At 63.5% G+C, this 16,023-nt stretch carries 10 protein-coding genes and 1 pseudogene; 4 read left to right on the top strand and 7 right to left on the bottom strand.

Annotated elements, in window-relative coordinates:
* Positions 1-74: 74 nt before the first annotated feature.
* Positions 75-293, bottom strand: coding sequence for a hypothetical protein (locus QTA58_RS10525; protein ID WP_289673363.1), 219 nt, complete (start codon positions 291-293; stop codon positions 75-77).
* Here QTA58_RS10525 and QTA58_RS10520 point away from each other — a divergent pair.
* The 4 genes from QTA58_RS10520 (at position 192) to QTA58_RS10505 (ending at position 3,792) form a co-directional block, all read left to right on the top strand.
* Positions 192-1,136, top strand: coding sequence for an ABC transporter permease subunit (locus QTA58_RS10520; protein ID WP_289673113.1), 945 nt, complete (start codon positions 192-194; stop codon positions 1,134-1,136). The two genes, QTA58_RS10525 and QTA58_RS10520, sit on opposite strands and share 102 nt — an antisense overlap.
* 78 nt (positions 1,137-1,214) lie before the next feature.
* Positions 1,215-2,081, top strand: coding sequence for an ABC transporter permease subunit (locus QTA58_RS10515; RefSeq protein ID WP_289673112.1), 867 nt, complete (start codon positions 1,215-1,217; stop codon positions 2,079-2,081).
* Positions 2,082-2,083: 2 nt separating this feature from the next.
* Positions 2,084-2,941, top strand: coding sequence for an ABC transporter ATP-binding protein (locus QTA58_RS10510; RefSeq protein ID WP_289672729.1), 858 nt, complete (start codon positions 2,084-2,086; stop codon positions 2,939-2,941).
* Positions 2,938-3,792 (top strand): dipeptide ABC transporter ATP-binding protein, encoded by an 855-nt coding sequence (locus QTA58_RS10505; RefSeq protein WP_289672728.1) that lies wholly within the window; start codon positions 2,938-2,940, stop codon positions 3,790-3,792. Before QTA58_RS10510 ends, QTA58_RS10505 begins: the two co-directional genes overlap by 4 nt.
* A 50-nt stretch (positions 3,793-3,842) precedes the next feature.
* On the opposite strand, the gene pbpC is transcribed toward QTA58_RS10505, so the two are convergent.
* The 6 genes and pseudogenes from pbpC to QTA58_RS10475 form a co-directional block, all read right to left on the bottom strand.
* A complete protein-coding gene (gene pbpC / locus QTA58_RS10500; protein WP_289672727.1) occupies positions 3,843-5,924 on the bottom strand; it encodes a penicillin-binding protein 1C in 2,082 nt (693 codons plus the stop codon).
* Between the two features lie 18 nt (positions 5,925-5,942).
* On the bottom strand, positions 5,943-11,390 hold the full coding sequence (locus QTA58_RS10495; protein ID WP_289672726.1) for an alpha-2-macroglobulin family protein: 5,448 nt from the start codon (positions 11,388-11,390) through the stop codon (positions 5,943-5,945).
* A 209-nt stretch (positions 11,391-11,599) separates the two neighbouring features.
* Positions 11,600-12,349, bottom strand: coding sequence for an SDR family NAD(P)-dependent oxidoreductase (locus tag QTA58_RS10490; protein ID WP_085419796.1), 750 nt, complete (start codon positions 12,347-12,349; stop codon positions 11,600-11,602).
* 2 nt (positions 12,350-12,351) lie between these two features.
* Positions 12,352-12,831: a DUF296 domain-containing protein gene (locus QTA58_RS10485; protein WP_289673110.1), complete on the bottom strand. Its 480-nt coding sequence runs from the start codon at positions 12,829-12,831 to the stop codon at positions 12,352-12,354.
* A 396-nt stretch (positions 12,832-13,227) separates the two neighbouring features.
* A pseudogene (locus QTA58_RS10480) lies at positions 13,228-14,847 on the bottom strand (acyl-CoA synthetase); the annotation flags it as partial.
* Positions 14,844-16,013: an acetyl-CoA acetyltransferase gene (locus tag QTA58_RS10475; RefSeq protein ID WP_289672725.1), complete on the bottom strand. Its 1,170-nt coding sequence runs from the start codon at positions 16,011-16,013 to the stop codon at positions 14,844-14,846. The gene QTA58_RS10475 and the pseudogene QTA58_RS10480, both read right to left, overlap by 4 nt.
* Positions 16,014-16,023 lie beyond the last annotated feature (10 nt).

Here is a 16,023-nt window from a genome sequence, read left to right as displayed (position 1 = left end):
GACGCGTTGCGTTTCCCGCGGCATTTTCTTATGAGACGCCGAAAAATGTGGCGGAGACGCCGTGATTGCCGTTTTCATGGCTTGACAGGCCCTGAATCGGTCAAGAACCAAAACCCACCGAAGGTTTTAGAATGTTTGGCTTCCTTTTGCGGCGCCTTGCCGTGTTGATCCCGACTTTCATCGGGGTCTCGATCATCGCCTTTTCCTTTATCCGATTGTTGCCCGGCGATCCTGTCGCTCTGCTCTCCGGAGAGCGTGTCATGTCCCCCGAGCGTCATGCGCTGATCAGCCATCAGCTCGGTCTCGACCGGCCGCTGGTGATCCAGTATCTGGATTATCTGGGCGGGGTGCTGACGGGAGACTTCGGTTCCTCGATCGTTTCCAAACAGCCGATCCTCGACCAGTTCTGGGCGCTCTTTCCGGCGACCGTCGAACTTTCCTTCTGCGCCATCGTCATCGCGATCGTTCTCGGCATTCCGGCGGGCGTCATCGCAGCGATCAAGCGCGGCTCGATCTTCGATCAGGGACTGATGGGCATTGCGCTCGTCGGTTATTCCATGCCGATCTTCTGGTGGGGTCTGCTGCTGATCATCCTGTTTTCCGGCATTCTGCAATGGGCGCCGGTGTCGGGCCGCATTTCGCTGATGTTCTTCTTTCCGCCGGTCACGGGCTTCATGCTGATCGACTCGCTGCTCTCCGGCCAGAAGGGAGCCTTCGCCTCCGCGCTCAGCCACCTGGCGCTGCCCTCGATCGTGCTTGCCACCATTCCGCTTGCGGTCATCGCCCGCCAGACGCGCTCGGCCATGCTGGAAGTGCTGTCGGAAGACTATGTCCGCACCGCCCGCGCCAAGGGTCTCTCCCCCTTCCGCGTCGTCGGCATCCATGCCCTGCGCAACGCGATGATCCCGGTCATCACCACGATCGGCCTGCAGATCGGCGTCATGCTTGCCGGCGCCATCCTCACCGAAACGATCTTCTCCTGGCCGGGTATCGGCAAGTGGATGGTCGACAGCGTCTTCCGCCGAGATTACCCGGTCATCCAGGGCGGCCTGCTGCTCATCGCGGGTATCATCATGCTCGTCAACCTCATCGTTGATCTGCTCTATGGCCTGATCAACCCCCGTATCCGGCACTAAGAAGGAGAAAATCCCATGGCCGATGCCATTATCGACAAAGCCAGCAGCGGGACGCAGGAGCCGGTTTCCAGCTCCGCCATGCGCCGCCAGATGCTGAAGGAATTCTGGTTCTATTTCTCCGAAAACCGCGGCGCCGTCATAGGCCTCTTCGTTTTCCTGCTGCTCGTCCTGGTCGCCGTGTTCGCGCCGCTCATCGCGCCGCATTCGCCCTTCGAACAGTATCGTGATGCCGTGCTGGTTCCGCCGATCTGGACCGAAGGCGGTCGCGCCGGCTATCTCCTCGGTACCGATCCGGTTGGCCGCGACATCCTCTCGCGCTTGATCTATGGGGCGCAGTATTCGCTGTTCATCGGTGTTTTCGTCACGACGCTGTCGCTTACCGGCGGCATCCTCGTCGGCCTGATTGCCGGCTATTACCGCGGCTGGATCGATACCGTCATCATGCGCCTGATGGACATCATCCTTGCCTTCCCGTCTCTGCTGCTCGCCCTGGTTCTCGTCGCGATCCTCGGCCCCAGCCTGACCAACGGCATGATCGCCATCGCGCTCACCCTGCAGCCGCATTTCGTGCGCCTCACCCGCGCCGCCGTCATGGCCGAGAAGACCCGCGACTACGTGACCGCCGCCCGCCTTGCCGGCGCCGGCCCGCTGCGCCTGATGTTCCGCACCATCCTGCCGAACTGCACCGCGCCGCTGATCGTCCAGGCGACACTCTCTTTCTCGAACGCGATCCTCGATGCGGCAGCGCTCGGCTTCCTCGGCATGGGCGCCCAGCCGCCCGCGCCGGAATGGGGCACGATGCTTGCCGAAGCCCGCGAGTTCATCCTGCGCGCCTGGTGGGTCGTCACCTTCCCCGGCCTTGCGATCCTCATCACCGTCCTCGCCATCAACCTGATGGGCGACGGCCTGCGCGATGCGCTCGACCCAAAACTGAAGAGGTCCTGATCATGGCGCTTCTGCAAATAGACAACCTGACCGTGGAATTCGAAACCGCGACCGGCTGGTTCAAGGCCGTCGACGGCGTGTCGCTGTCCGTCGAGAAGGGCGAAGTGCTCGCGATCGTCGGCGAATCCGGCTCCGGAAAATCCGTCGCCATGCTCGCCGTCATGGGGCTCCTGCCCTGGACCGCGAAGATCACCGCCGACCGTATGCTCTTCGAGGGCCGCGACATCCAGGGGATCAGCCCGGCCGACCGCCGCAAGCTGATCGGCAAGGATATCGCCATGATCTTCCAGGAGCCGATCGCCAGCCTGAACCCCTGCTTCACGGTCGGCTTCCAGATCGAGGAAGTGCTGCGCATCCATCTCAGCCTCGATAAGAAGGCCCGCCGCGCCCGCGCGATCGAACTGTTCAAGCAGGTCGGCCTGCCGAACCCGGAGGAGCGGCTCAACCATTTCCCGCACCAGATGTCGGGCGGTCAGTGCCAGCGCGTGATGATCGCGATCGCGATCGCCTGCAACCCGAAGCTCCTCATTGCCGACGAGCCGACGACCGCGCTCGACGTGACGATCCAGAAGCAGATTCTCGATCTCATCATGTCGCTGCAGGCGAAGAACGGCATGGGCCTCATCATGATCACCCACGACATGGGCGTCGTGGCTGAAACCGCCGACCGCGTCGTCGTGCAATACAAAGGCCGCAAGATGGAGGAAGCCGACGTTCTCTCCCTCTTCGAAAGCCCGAAAAGCAATTACACGAAGGCGCTGCTGGCGGCTCTGCCGGAAAACGCCACCGGCGACCGCCTGACCACCGTTTCCGCCTTCTTCGATGGCAATCCGGAACCCGCCCCGGAGGCACGCGCATGAACGATACCCTGACCGACAACACCATGCTCGAAGTGCGCGACATCAAGCGCGATTACGAACTGCCCGGCAGCCTCTTCAAGCCGAAGAAGATCATCCACGCGGTGAAGGGCGTCTCCTTCAAGCTGGAGCGCGGCAAGACGCTGGCGATCGTCGGCGAATCCGGCTGCGGCAAGTCTACGCTCGCCCGCATGCTGACCTTCATCGACGAGCCCACATCCGGCGATCTCTTGATCGACGGCCAGAAGGTGGATACGCGCCCCGGCCATCTGACCCAGGAAATGCGCCAGAAGGTGCAGATCGTCTTTCAGAATCCCTACGGCTCGCTCAATCCGCGCCAGAAGATCGGCGATGTGCTCGGCGAGCCTCTGGCGATCAACACGAGCATGCCGGCCGGCGAGCGGCGCGACCGGGCCACCGAAATGCTGAAGAAGGTCGGCCTCGGTCCGGAGCATTACAACCGCTACCCGCACATGTTTTCCGGCGGCCAGCGCCAGCGTATCGCCATTGCCCGTGCGCTGATGATGAACCCGAAGCTGCTGGTCCTGGACGAGCCGGTCTCGGCGCTCGATCTGTCTGTCCAGGCGCAGGTTCTGAACCTGCTCGCCGATCTGCAGGATGAATTCGGCCTCACCTATGTCTTCATCAGCCACGACTTGTCCGTGGTACGTTATATCGCCGACGAGGTGATGGTGATGTATTTCGGCGAGGCGGTGGAATACGGCACGCGCGACGAGGTCTTCTCGGACCCGAAGCACGAATATACCCGTACGCTGTTTGCGGCGACCCCACGTGCGGATATCGAATCCATCCGTGCTCGCATCGCCAGGAAAAAGGCGGCAACAGCCGCCTGACTTTGTGAGCGGCCGACCGAAAGCCGCCTCACGCTTTTGGGTCGGCCGCCCTATTCCACGAAAACCCTGACGCTGGCGGCTCGCCCTGCGGCGTCGATCACCGTCAGCGTCGAATAGCCGGCTCCATCAGGCGTCCACTCACTGGTGCGGCGGCGGGAGAGCTCATTGAGCGGCCTGCCGTTCGCGAGCCAGCGGAACGGAGCACGTCCCCCCTGGAGCTTCAGCACCAGCGGTGAGATATCGCCCAAGCGCGCACCGAGATCGACCCGGGCTCCTTCCGGAGGATAGACGATCTGCGGTGCCGGCTCGCGTGCGGAGGCGGAAATCAGCCCGCTTGCCGTCATGGAGAACCGCCGCTGGCTGATAGGAAGGTCGGATTGGGCGAGACGCATTGCGCCTGCCGGCGCGGCTGGCAGCGGCGTGATCGGCACGCCGGATTTAGAGAAGGCTTCGAAGAGGATCGGCGCTGCCGTCTGGTAGCCGGCAATGCCCGGCACCGCGCCGTTATCCGGCCGGCCGACCCAGACGCCCAGCACGTATCGCCCGTCGAAACCCGCCGACCAGGCGTCGCGATAGCCGTAGCTCGTGCCGGTCTTGTAGGCGATGCCGAGCCGCCGGCTGCCCTGCGGCGGCAAGACATCGGAAAGGATGTCCGCGACATTCCAGACCGCCTGCGGCTCCAGCAAAGGTTCGCCGTCGATCATGCCCGGCTGCTCTTCGATGCCGTTGCCGAGCCTGACCGGTTCCCCCCGGTTGGCGAGTGCCGCATAGGCCTGCACCAGCTCCTTGAGCGTGATGCCGACGCCGCCGAGGCCGATCGCCAATCCCGGCGCTTCGTTGGGCGGCAGGACCGGCCGCACTTCGGCACGGCGAAAGCGGATCATCAGCCGCGACGGCCCGACCGCATCGAGCAGCCGCACCGCCGGCACGTTGAGCGACAATTGCAAGGCCTGCCTCACGCTGACGTCGCCCTGATAGCTCATGTCGAAATTCTTCGGGCGATAGCCGAAGAAGTCCGCCGGCCGGTCCTCGATGATCGTTTCCTGTGACACCAGGCCTTGTTCGAAGGCGAGCCCGTAGATGAACGGCTTCAAGGTCGAGCCCGGCGAACGGTAGACGCGCGTCATGTCGATCCAGCCGGAGCGGCCGGCATCAAAATAATCGGCTGAGCCCACTTCGCCGACGATCGCGCCGGTCGTCACATCCGCCATCACCATGGCAAGCGACACCTTCGGCGCGAGCTTGGCCGAGGCCTCTCTCGCAACCTGCTCCAATCCCTGCTGAATGCTACGCTTGAGCGTCGTCCTGTATTCTCCGGCCTTGGGCTGCTTGCGGATCGCCGCCTCCGCGAGATGCGCCGCATAGGCGGGCAATTGCAGGCGACGGGTGGGAACGGCATCACCTGCCGCCCGGTCCGCCTCGCCGTCTCCCAACACATCCGTGACCGCGGAACGCACGAGTACCCGTTCGCGTGCCGTCTTGGCGGCTTCGACATGCCGATCCGGCCGCCGGCTTTCCGGAGACTGCGGCAGGGCGACAAGCAAAGCGGCCTCCGCAACGGTCAGCCGCCGCGGCTCCTTGCCGAAATAGGCAAGGCTTGCCGCCCGCACGCCTTCCAGATTGCCGCCATAGGGAGCGTGGGTGAGGTAAAGCTGAAGGATTTCCTGCTTGCTCAGCCGTCGTTCGATCTGGACGGCGCGGGCAAGCTGCAGCAGCTTTGCGGACATTGAACGGGTCTCGCGCGGTTCGATCAGCCGCGCCACCTGCATGGAGAGCGTCGAGGCGCCCGAGACGATGCGGCCATTGGTGACGAGCTGTAGAACGGCACGGCCGAGAGCCAGCGGATCGACACCACCATGATCCCAGAAGCGCCGGTCCTCGTAGGCGACGAGCATTTTCAGGAAACGCGGATCGACATCCTCCACCGCGGTCTTCAGCCGCCAGCGGCCTTCAGGCGTCGCGAAGGCGCGCAACAGTTCGCCGTCCGCATCCAGCACTTCCGGCGAGACGACCTGCGCCTTTTCGAGCGGCGGGGGAAAGGCCCTGTCCGCGGCATCGAGACCAAGGACCAGCCCCGCCACGAAGACAAGGCCGATGCCGAGACCGATCGAGAGCTTCCACCTCTGCTTCATCGAAGTCTGGACCACCGCTTATTGAGCAGCGACCACCTCCATCTTACCCGTCGCGGTGCGCGCGGAGAATTGCGGACGATACATGTCCTCCACCTGTGCTGCCGGATGGTCATAGACGCCCGGCGTCACGGCGCGGACGACGTAGGCCAGCGTGATCTGGCGATTGTCGCCGGCGCTGCGGTCGAAGGCCGCGACGAAACGGTCGTTGCGGAATTCCGTATGCGCCGCCTGCACTTCCTCTATCCAGTCGAAATTGGAAAGATTGGCGCTGTTGACGATGCTCGGATTGTCGATCTCGAAACCGGCCGGCAAGAGGTCGGTGACGACGATACGCGACGGCCATTCGTTGGTCTCGTTGATGTTCAGTACCACGACATAGCGTTCGTTCTGCTGCGCCTCGCTGACATTCACCTCTTCGCCGGCCATATTGTAGTAGGTGCGGGTGATCTCGAAACCGTCACCGCCAGCCGGCAGAGGCTGGGAAGGTGCCGCGACCGTCGTGATCGCCGCTGACAGCGGATCGCCGCTGTCATTGCGGATGGTGACGGGATGGTCGATCAGCGCATCGCCGGTCATCTGCGACATCAGCGTGCCGCGATGGTCGGCCCCATTGACGTTGAGCCGCAGGTTATCGTCGCCGCTCTGCAGGGCGCGGGCGGCAAGCAGCATCCAGGTCTGTTCCTGGGTGCTGGTATATTTCTTGGCGCTCCATTCCTTGGCGACGATATCCGCCAGCGCCGGCACGATCGGCGGCACCGGCCGGCTTTCGGCCGCAAGCGCCAGAACCGCCGCGCCATCGCGCAGCGACGAGCCGTAGTCGGAGCGGACCAGGCTCACCTTGTGGATCTGCGCCTGTTCCGACATCTGCAGGGAATCCGCAAAGATGCTCCGCGAGCGCTGGGCATCGCCATAGAGCGAGAGCGCCGCAGCGATATGCGCCTTGGCGAGCGGGGTCGGGAAGTCGTTGAGCGCCGTGTCCGCATAGTAGCGCAGATCGCTGATCGCGGCCTTGCGGTTGCGGGCGAGCACATAGAGCGCATAGGCGATCTCGTTGCCCTGATCCTTGACGTTGTTGGTATAGCTCAAGGAATTCTGGAGACTTTCAAGCGCCTGCACCAGCGCCTGTTCCGGCACCTCGTATCCCTGCTCGCGGGCGCGGGAAAGGAAGTCCGTCACATAGGAATCGAGCCACAGATCGCCGCCGCCCGGAGCCCAGAGGCCGAAACTGCCGGCGGAGGATTGATAGGAAAGCACGCGATAGATCGCATCCTGCACTCGCTTCCTGACCTCGGCATCGTCCGCCAGGCCATTTTGCACCGCCATCTCGCTGAGATAGAGGAGCGGCAATGCGCGGCTGGTCGTCTGCTCGGCGCAGCCATAGGGATAGCGGCTGAGGCTCATCAGCAGCGCCGGAATGTCGAACGCGTTGGAACGGCTGACATTCACGCTGACGGAGGCGCCGGGCAGAATGCTGTCGGCGAGCAGGTTGGAATCGACCGTCACGCTTGCGCCCGGACGCAGCTCGACGAGCCGCCGCGCGGTGACCGGCATGGCGGCCGGACGAACCGGAATGTCGAGCACCTGCTCCAGCGAGAGGCCGGAAGCATTCGACAGACGGATCGACACGGTGCCGTCGCCCGGCTCGACACCGGAGATCGGCAGGGTGATATTCGCCTTGCCGCCCGCCGCAAGCGCCAGGCTCTCGGAACCGGCCTGATCGACAGAGACGGCATCGCTGGTGGTCACGGCGAGCTGATAATCGCCCGCCGGCGCATCCGTATTGGCGATATCGAGACGCAAGTTGCTTCGGTCGCCGGGCGCCAGGAAGCGCGGCAGGCTGGCCGTGACCACGATGGGATCGCGGACCACCACGTCCTTCACGCCGTGCCCGACGCCGGTCTTCGACCAGGCGACGGCCATGACACGCGCCGTGCCGTTGAACTGCGGTATGTCGAAGGAGACATTCGCCTTGCCCTCGGCATCCAGCTTCACCACGCCTGAAAAGAAGGCGACGAGCTTTTCCTTCGGCGGACTGCCCTGCAGCGCCACGCTGCCGCCGTCACCGCCGGTGCGCAGCCGCCCGGTCGCGCCGAGCGAACCGTCGATCAGCCGGCCGTAGAGATCGCGGATTTCGAGACCCAGGCGCCGCTGGCCGAAATACCAGTCGTCCGGCGCGGGCGGCTCGTAACGCGTCAGATTGAGGATGCCGACATCCACCGCGGCAACGGTCACATAGGCGTCCTCGTTGGCACCCGCTCCCGCCACCTGCAGGGAAATATCGAGAGGCTGACGCGGCAATGTTTTTTCCGGCGCATCGATCGAGACCTGCAGGTCGCGGCTTTCCGGATCGACCTTCAGCCAGGTAATGCCGATGGCGCGCATCGGCATGCGGCTTTCCTGGGCCTCGCCGGGACGATAAAGCGTCGCCGTGACGTAAGATCCGGCACCCCAATCGGCAGTGACGGGAATCTCGACCTCGCCGCCGCTCTGACCGATGCTGGCGTTCTGCACCGAAATCAGGTCCTCGGAACCGGAGGTGACCATCAGCTCACCGGCATAACGCGAGGAAACCTTCAGTTTGGCGGTCTCGCCGATCTTGTAGCTCGGCTTGTCGAGCGCGATTTCCAGCGCATCCGGCGTTTCGGTCGAGGTCGCGGTCACGAACCAGCCCGCGTCGAATTCGACGCTCGAAGCAGGTCCGCCGATATCGGCCGTCTCGATTTCGAGACGGTAACGGCCCCAGTTGACCGGAACTGCAATCCTGCCGCCGTCGGCAGAAACATCGACCGTCCCGTTCGCGATCTGGCTGGTGCGGGTCACCGGCTCGAAGCGCCAGGAGGAGCCATCGCGATACCACTGGTAATCCCGATCGATCTTGATCAGCTTCCAGGGCAGGCCCTGTATCGTCTGTTTCCTGCCGTCCGGATCAACCACGATGACGGTGAAATTGCCGACCGAGTTCTCGGCCAGGTCGCCTGAAAACTCCGGCTTGATGCCGATGCGGGGGCCGTCAGGCTTGATGGGAAGAGTGAGCGAACGCTCGACCGCGCGGCCGCCAGCCTCCTGCATGCGCACGACGATATCGGCATCGACGAGCTGGGTCGTCGACGGCACCTCGCTGACATCCGCATCGAAAACCGCCTTGCCTTCCTCATCGGTCGGCTCCAGCGCATCGAGCGGGATGCGTACCGTTTCCGTCTCCTCCTCGTCGGCGAGGCCGAACTGGTAACCGGGGAAAGCGGCATTCGCGCGCGTCGGCTTCAGCGCGATCTCGCCTTCGAGGTTGAGGCCTGCAGCCGGCGCGCCGTAGAGGAAGCGCCCTTCGACATGGACCGGCACGGGCTGGCCCGCCTCGATCTGCTTCGCCTCGCTCGTCATGTCGAATTCGATGCGGTCCGGCACGAAATCATCGACCAGGAATGTCTTCTCGCCGATCGCCGAGCCTTTCGGATCGGTGAATATCTGCATGGTCCAGGTGCCGCGCATGGCGGTCTCGAGCAGCGGCAGGTCGAGCGCATAACCGCCGAGCGAGCCGTTCTCCACCATGCGCCGGTCTTCGACGCCGTCCGGCCGCAGGAAGACGAAGGTGAGCGGCAGGTTTTCGATTGCTGTCGCATCGATATTGCGGGCGAGCGCGCTCGCATGCACCGTTTCGCCCGGACGATAGATGCCGCGCTCGGTCCACGGTAGGATGTCGATCGCGCCCGGTGCCGGCCGGCCGGTCACCCCGCGATCGGACAGATCGAAGCCGGCGCGGGTCATGTCGAGAAAGACATAATCCTGGCCGTTGTTTTGAGCCGTCAATACGGCCGGCACCATCGCCGCCGTGCCGCGCATCAGCCCCGCTGTGAAGATCGCGCGGCCGTCTGCATCGGTCTTTGCCGTGCCGAGAATTTCGTTGTTCTTGGCGAGAAGCTGCAGGTCGATACCGGCGATCGGCCTGGCGGAGCCGAGCGAACGGGCAAAGACATGCAGCCCGTCCGTGCCGGCATAGGTGGTAAGCCCGATATCCGAAACGACGAACCACTGGGTGGCCTTGCTGTCCCACTCCTGGGTGACCGCATTCGAAGCGGCAGCCGTGAGCATATAGACGCCCGGCTTGCGGGTCGGCAGCGCCTCATCGACCGGAAAGCTCGTCACCACGTCCTTGTTCAGATCCTGGGTGATATCGATCGTACCCTGCCAGACGAGCTCGCCGCTCTGCTGCTCGATCTGGCTGGCATTGTAGCCGTCCATCTGGGTGAGGAACTGCGAATTGGCGAGCAGCGAAGCAATGTTGCGGTCGCCGACCCGGTAGAGTTTCAGATCCGCCTTTTCCGTATTGACCGAAACGATCGGGATGCCGCGGCGAGCGGTCGACGGCAGCACGAAACTGTCGCCGGTAAACCGCACCGTCGGAGAGCGGTCCTTGACGTAGATGTCGATATCGACCTGAGCGACCAGCGGTTCGTCGACGGAGGACGGCAGGCCGCGGCGAAGAGAAAGCTTGTAGCGCTGGCCATGGGTGAGGCCCTCGACACAGATCTGGTTGTCCTTGGCTTCCATCGCCTTCGGAGCCTGGCCATCGAGCACCACGAAGGGTGCGTAGTCGACGCCCGCTTTCACCAGCGGTTCGGAGAATTGCACGCAGGCGCGCGGATTGGCGCTGTCTGCATCGACGGTATTGCCGGTTACGCGAAAACCCTGGCGTTCGCGCAAATCGTTATAGGCGGCCTGGACCATCCGGGCATTCACCAGCGCAAGGCTTGCCTTGTAGGCATTCAGCGCGGCGCGGTAATTCTCCTGCTTCGCAAGCGCTGCGGCCAGAACCGCGAGCGCATCGGCGCGGTTCTGCGTCGTGCGGGAAAGTTCGTAGCCGTTGATCGCGGCAAGCGTTCCTTCGGAAGCGGCGCTGCTGTTATCGTTCGCCGTGCCGGCAGCGCGCGACAGCTCGATCCAGAGTGCGCCGTCGTCGGGCGTGATCGAAAGCGCGCCTTTGAAATTGTAAATCGCCGTATCGACATTGCCGGCGAGGAGTTCGTTCTGGGCAATGGTCTTCAGGTTCTCGACGCCGTAACCCTGCTGGTTGTCTCCGAGCGCAAGCCCGCTCTTCTGCTCGCGCGCCTGCTGCAGCAGGTCTTCGGAAAGGAATGCCAGTTTCGGCGGAGCGCCGATATCCGGTTCGGCGGCCACTTCGACGATCTTGCCTGCAACCGCACCCGGGAACGTGTTGAGCGGACCGTAATCCGATTTCAAGAAGCACCACTTTGCCTTGGTATTGTAGGTGAACGCCCTGCAGGTGTTGTCTCCGATGCAGGCCGCCTCGCACTGCGGCTGGCTCACATTTTTCACGGTCCGGAGATCGAAGCCGAGATAATCGCCATCCTGCGTGGTCTCGATACGACGCTCAGCCGCCGATAGGGGCGAGACCGAAGCGAATGCGGAAATAAGAAGAGCAGAAAGGCCGAAAAAGACGCGCCTAGACATCGATGTCCCCTCCCTAAGCCGCCGCGCGTCAATTGTGACGCGCAAAGGACGCCGTAACACTTTTGATCTGCACCGGGCGCCAGTGCAGGCTGCCACCGGATAAAAGCAGTTTTTAATGTACGCAAAGGCTTGTCAACGAAAACTCCGCATGCGGCGCCGTTGATTTTCATGAAGATATTGTCACAAAGCCCGCAATGTCCCGGATTGGTTCAGGCCATGAGCCCGGCCGCCGTGAACCCTCCGTCGACGGCAAGGATCTGCCCGGTCACATAGGACGACTGGCGGTCGTCGATCAGGAATGCGATTGCCGATGCGATCTCCTCCGGCTGGCCATAGCGCCGCATCGGCACGGTACGATGCCATTCCTCCCGCGTCACGGCGGTGTGGGTTTCCCGCACCATCGGCGTCTCGATCGGTCCCGGCGCAATGGCGTTGACGCGGATCAGGTCGTCGGCAAGCTCCACCGCCATGATCTTCGTGAGCGTGATCAATGCACCTTTCGAGGCTCCGTAGGCGGAGCGGCCGAGATTGCCCTTGATGCCGGAGACGGAGGCGATATGGACGATCGAACCGCCGCCGTTTTCGCGCAGGATCGGTGCCAGCGCCTGCGACAGCGAGAAGGCGCCGACGACATTCACTTCATAGATACGCCGAAGCGTGTCGGCCGTCGTATCCGCGAACCGGACATTGGCCGCGATACCAGCACTGTTGACCAGCGCCGCCAGCGGAGCGGCCAGCGTCCGGCACCGATCGGCAATCCGCGCCACCGCCGCCTCGTCCGTCACGTCGAGAATTGCGGGTGTAAGCAGTGCGGTGCGGTTTCCGAGCTTCTCGCTGAGGCGCGCCAGTGCATCGGCGTCGCGATCGGCGGCAACCACGTGCCAGCCTGCGTCGATCAGAAGCTCCGTCGTCGAAAGGCCGATCCCCGATCCCGCACCCGTGACGACGACACTCCGCATGTTCAGCTCTCCCGGTTTTCGACGATGACCAGTTCGAAAGTGACGCCGACGGGATTGTCACCCCTGGCAAGCCTGCCGTGATAGAGGACACCGTCGGTATCGACGACCGCCGCATCCAGTGAAGTGCGAAGGCCCTCGGGCGTCTTCTCCAGAGAGCCGTTTTCGATGGCGATCTCGGTCGCCAGGCAAACGATGCGGCGGCCGTCCTCGAACACCGGCTCATTGATGCTGCCTATGCCGTAGACACGGGCGCTTTCGATACCGTGCGTCCGGCAGACTTCCTCGATAGCCGTTGCGACATCTTCATTCGGCCGCACCCGCAATAGGATGCCGTTGCCTTCTTCGCCCCTACCCTTGACGGAAAAGAGGGTGAAATTCGTTTCGGGATCGGGAACGGAGTCGAAGGTGGTCGTCACGCTGCCATGGCCCTTGACCGCAACCGGCTGGCTCACCACGCTGTCGAAGGGTAGAACATGGCCCATCCGGAGCGTATCTTCGCCCGTGTCCCAGATGCCGTGGCAGTGCAGGAACGGCGCGCCGTCGCGTTCTCCGAAGATAACGGTGGCCGTCTGAAACCTGCCTCCCGCCGCCGGCGCGAAGGTCGCGCTGTACCAGGCGGCATGCGCGGTGTCCGGCGAAAATGCCGGCAGCACGTAGCGGAACGGATCGCAGGCGCCGCCCTCGACGGTGACGAAACCGCCCTTGCAGCCGGCTTCCGCAAAGACGCGGGCAATGCCCGCCAGAAAGACCTCCCCCGGTCGCAGCACGCCAGCGACAGGCTTCAGTTCGGTCCGCACCGCCTCCCGCCGCACCGGCGCTGGGGGACCCGGATGCTCCAGCCGGCGGAGTGCGGGCCTGTCATTAGCCGGCTTCTGATCCAGTTCTCCCCGGGCCTGCAGTTCTTCGCGGATCATCTTCTTGGTGATCTTGCCATAGGCGGATTTCGGCAGCGCATCCCAGAAGATGAAACGCTTCGGCATCTTGTAGCGGGACATCTTTCCGTCGACGAAGGCAAACATCTCCTTCTCGGTGACCTGAGCGCCCGGCTTGGCGACACAGACGGCATAACCCACCTCGCCCCAAAGCGGATCCGGCACGCCGAGCACCGCCGCCTCGCTGATATCGGGATGGGTGAGCAGCTTTTCCTCGATCTCGCGCGGATAGACGTTCGAGCCGCCGGAAATATACATGTCGGAAGCGCGGCCGGTGATGTAGAGGAAGCCTTGGTCGTCCACGTGGCCGAGGTCGCCGGTGCGGAACCAGCCGTTGCGGAACGCTTTCTCATTGGCCTCGGGATTATCGTAATAGCCGGCGAACACGGCCGGGCCGATGCAGCAGATCTCACCCGTTTCGTAAGGCCCCAATTCGTCGCCCGCGTCGTTCTGAATGGAAACCTGCATGCCTGTGCGCTCGATCCCGCAGGTGCCGACCCTCACGCCTTCGCCATCCTCGGCCGAATGCAGCGCGGGAGGCAGAACGGTGATGGCGCCCGTCACCTCACCGAGCCCGAAATACTGGACGATGACCGGACCGAGCGTCTTCATCGCCCGCTTCTGGTCCTCCCGATACATGGGCGCGCCGGCATAGATGACATAGCGCAGCGAGGAATGATCGTATTTCTCCGCCGCCGGGTGCTCGACCAGCAGCTTCAGGATGGTCGGCACCGTGAACATGGTCGAGACGCGCCACGTTTCGATGAGCGCCCAGGCAGTCTCGATGTCGAATTTCTCCGTCGGCAGCAGGATGGTCTTCACTCCATGCGCCACCTGCGTGAGCTGGTGGACGCCCGCTCCGTGCGAAAGCGGCGCCACGACCAGCGCCGCATCCGCCGAAGTCACGCCCGGCATCAGGTCGCAGAGGTGGTTGTTGACGACAAAAGCCATCTGGCCGTGGGTCAGCACCGCCGCCTTCGGCCGTCCAGTCGTACCGGAGGTGAAGAAGAACCAGCATGGATCGTCACGCTCGACACGCGCCTCGATGGGCTTCCTGCCGTAAAACTCCTCCACGATGGCGTCGTAGGGCGGTCCGAAATCTGCCTCGCCGATGGCGACGACAAAACCGATTTCCGCATTGGTTTCGCGCGCGACGCGGGCATGATCGGGAAAGGACGCATTGCAGATCATGCCTGTCGCCCCGCTCGCCTTCGCGAGATAGGCGACTTCCTCCGGCGTCTGCCGGAAATTGGTCGGCACCCAGACCGCACCGATCCGGAAGCAGGCGAACATCGATTCGAACATCTGATTGCAGTTCTGCGACTGAACCAGGATGCGATCGCCCTTCGCGACGCCGAACCGCTGCTGCAGCGCGGCCGCCATCGCATCGATGCGCGCCTCGAACTCCTCCCAGGTCCAGGTCTTGTCCGCCCACACGAGCGCGATACCTCGAGGTTCGCGGCGCATCGCCTGCGTCACGAAACGAGCGAGATTCATCACCCGCGTCGAGCAAGGCGAAAGCCCGCCTTTCGGAGCAGCCTTCGCAACCGAACCGGCTACATTCATTTCGTCCGCTCCAGAATGGAGACGTAGTTGGCGACGGCGGCGCCACCCATGTTGAAGACACCGGCGAGCTTTGCATCCGGCACCTGCATCTCGCCCGCCTCGCCGCAAAGCTGCATCGCCGCCATGACATGCATGGAAACGCCGGTCGCGCCGATCGGATGACCTTTGGACTTGAGACCTCCGGACGGGTTCACCGGCAACCGGCCGTCCTTTCGGGTGATGCCTTCACGAATGACGCGGTAGCCCTCGCCGGGCCTCGCAAGCCCCATGGCCTCGTATTCGATGAGTTCGGCTATGGTGAAGCAGTCATGCGTCTCGACGAAACTCAGATCGTCCAGCGAGACGCCCGCTTCGCCGAGCGACTTCTGCCAGGCGAGACGTGCGCCCTCGAAGGCGATCGGATCGCGCCGCGACATGGCAAGGATGTCGTTGACGTGGTTGCGCGCCTTGAAGGCCACGGCGCGCCTCATGCCTTCCGCCACTTCGGGCGTAGCGATCACCAATGCAGCCGCGCCATCGGAGACCAGCGAGCAGTCGGTACGGCGAAGCGGCGCTGCCACATAAGGGTTCTTGTCGGACACCGTGTTGCAGAAGTCGAAGCCGAAATCCTTCTGCATATGGGCATAGGGGTTTTTCATGCCGTTGGAGTGGTTTTTGGCGGCGATCATGGCCAGTTCTTCCGAACGGTCGCCATAACGCTGGAAGTAATGGCTGGCGATACGGCCGAAGAGCCCGGCAAAACCACCCTCCACATCCGCTTCTTCCTCGCGGTAGGAAGCGGAAAGCAGGATATCCCCGGTCTCCTTCGTCGGCAGCGCCGTCATCTTTTCGGCCCCGACGACCAGCGCGATCTTGCCGCGGCCCGACGCGATGAAGTCGAGCGCCGAATAGAGCGCCGCCGAGCCCGTAGCGCAGGCATTCTCCATGCGCACCGCCGGCACGTGATCGAACCCCTCGGCTGCCATCGCCACCAGCGCACCCTGGAAATCCTGCTTGGAAAAGCCGTTGTTGAAGACGCCGACGAAAATGCCGTCGACATCCTTCGCCGTGATGCCCGCATGCTCGAGTGCCGGACTGATCACCTCGGCCATCAGTTCCCGGGTTGAACCCGCTTCGGACTTGCCGAATTTCGAATGGGCCCAACCGACGATCTCTGCTCCTGCCATGATCTTCTCC

The organism is Neorhizobium sp. CSC1952 (assembly GCF_030378245.1).
GTDB lineage: Bacteria > Pseudomonadota > Alphaproteobacteria > Rhizobiales > Rhizobiaceae > Neorhizobium > Neorhizobium oryzae_A.
This window is presented reverse-complemented; position numbering and strand designations above follow the sequence as displayed.

Bases quoted from the DNA above. Each gene is read 5' to 3' on its own strand.
- QTA58_RS10525 (WP_289673363.1), bottom strand. From the start codon at position 293: ATGGCTGATCAGCGCATGACGCTCGGGGGACATGACACGCTCTCCGGA.
- QTA58_RS10495 (WP_289672726.1), bottom strand. From the start codon at position 11,390: ATGTCTAGGCGCGTCTTTTTCGGCCTTTCTGCTCTTCTTATTTCCGCA.
- QTA58_RS10475 (WP_289672725.1), bottom strand. From the start codon at position 16,013: ATGGCAGGAGCAGAGATCGTCGGTTGGGCCCATTCGAAATTCGGCAAG.
- QTA58_RS10485 (WP_289673110.1), bottom strand. From the start codon at position 12,831: ATGGGCCATGTTCTACCCTTCGACAGCGTGGTGAGCCAGCCGGTTGCG.
- QTA58_RS10510 (WP_289672729.1), top strand. From the start codon at position 2,084: ATGGCGCTTCTGCAAATAGACAACCTGACCGTGGAATTCGAAACCGCG.
- QTA58_RS10505 (WP_289672728.1), top strand. From the start codon at position 2,938: ATGAACGATACCCTGACCGACAACACCATGCTCGAAGTGCGCGACATC.
- QTA58_RS10490 (WP_085419796.1), bottom strand. From the start codon at position 12,349: ATGCGGAGTGTCGTCGTCACGGGTGCGGGATCGGGGATCGGCCTTTCG.
- QTA58_RS10515 (WP_289673112.1), top strand. From the start codon at position 1,215: ATGCGCCGCCAGATGCTGAAGGAATTCTGGTTCTATTTCTCCGAAAAC.
- pbpC (WP_289672727.1), bottom strand. From the start codon at position 5,924: ATGAAGCAGAGGTGGAAGCTCTCGATCGGTCTCGGCATCGGCCTTGTC.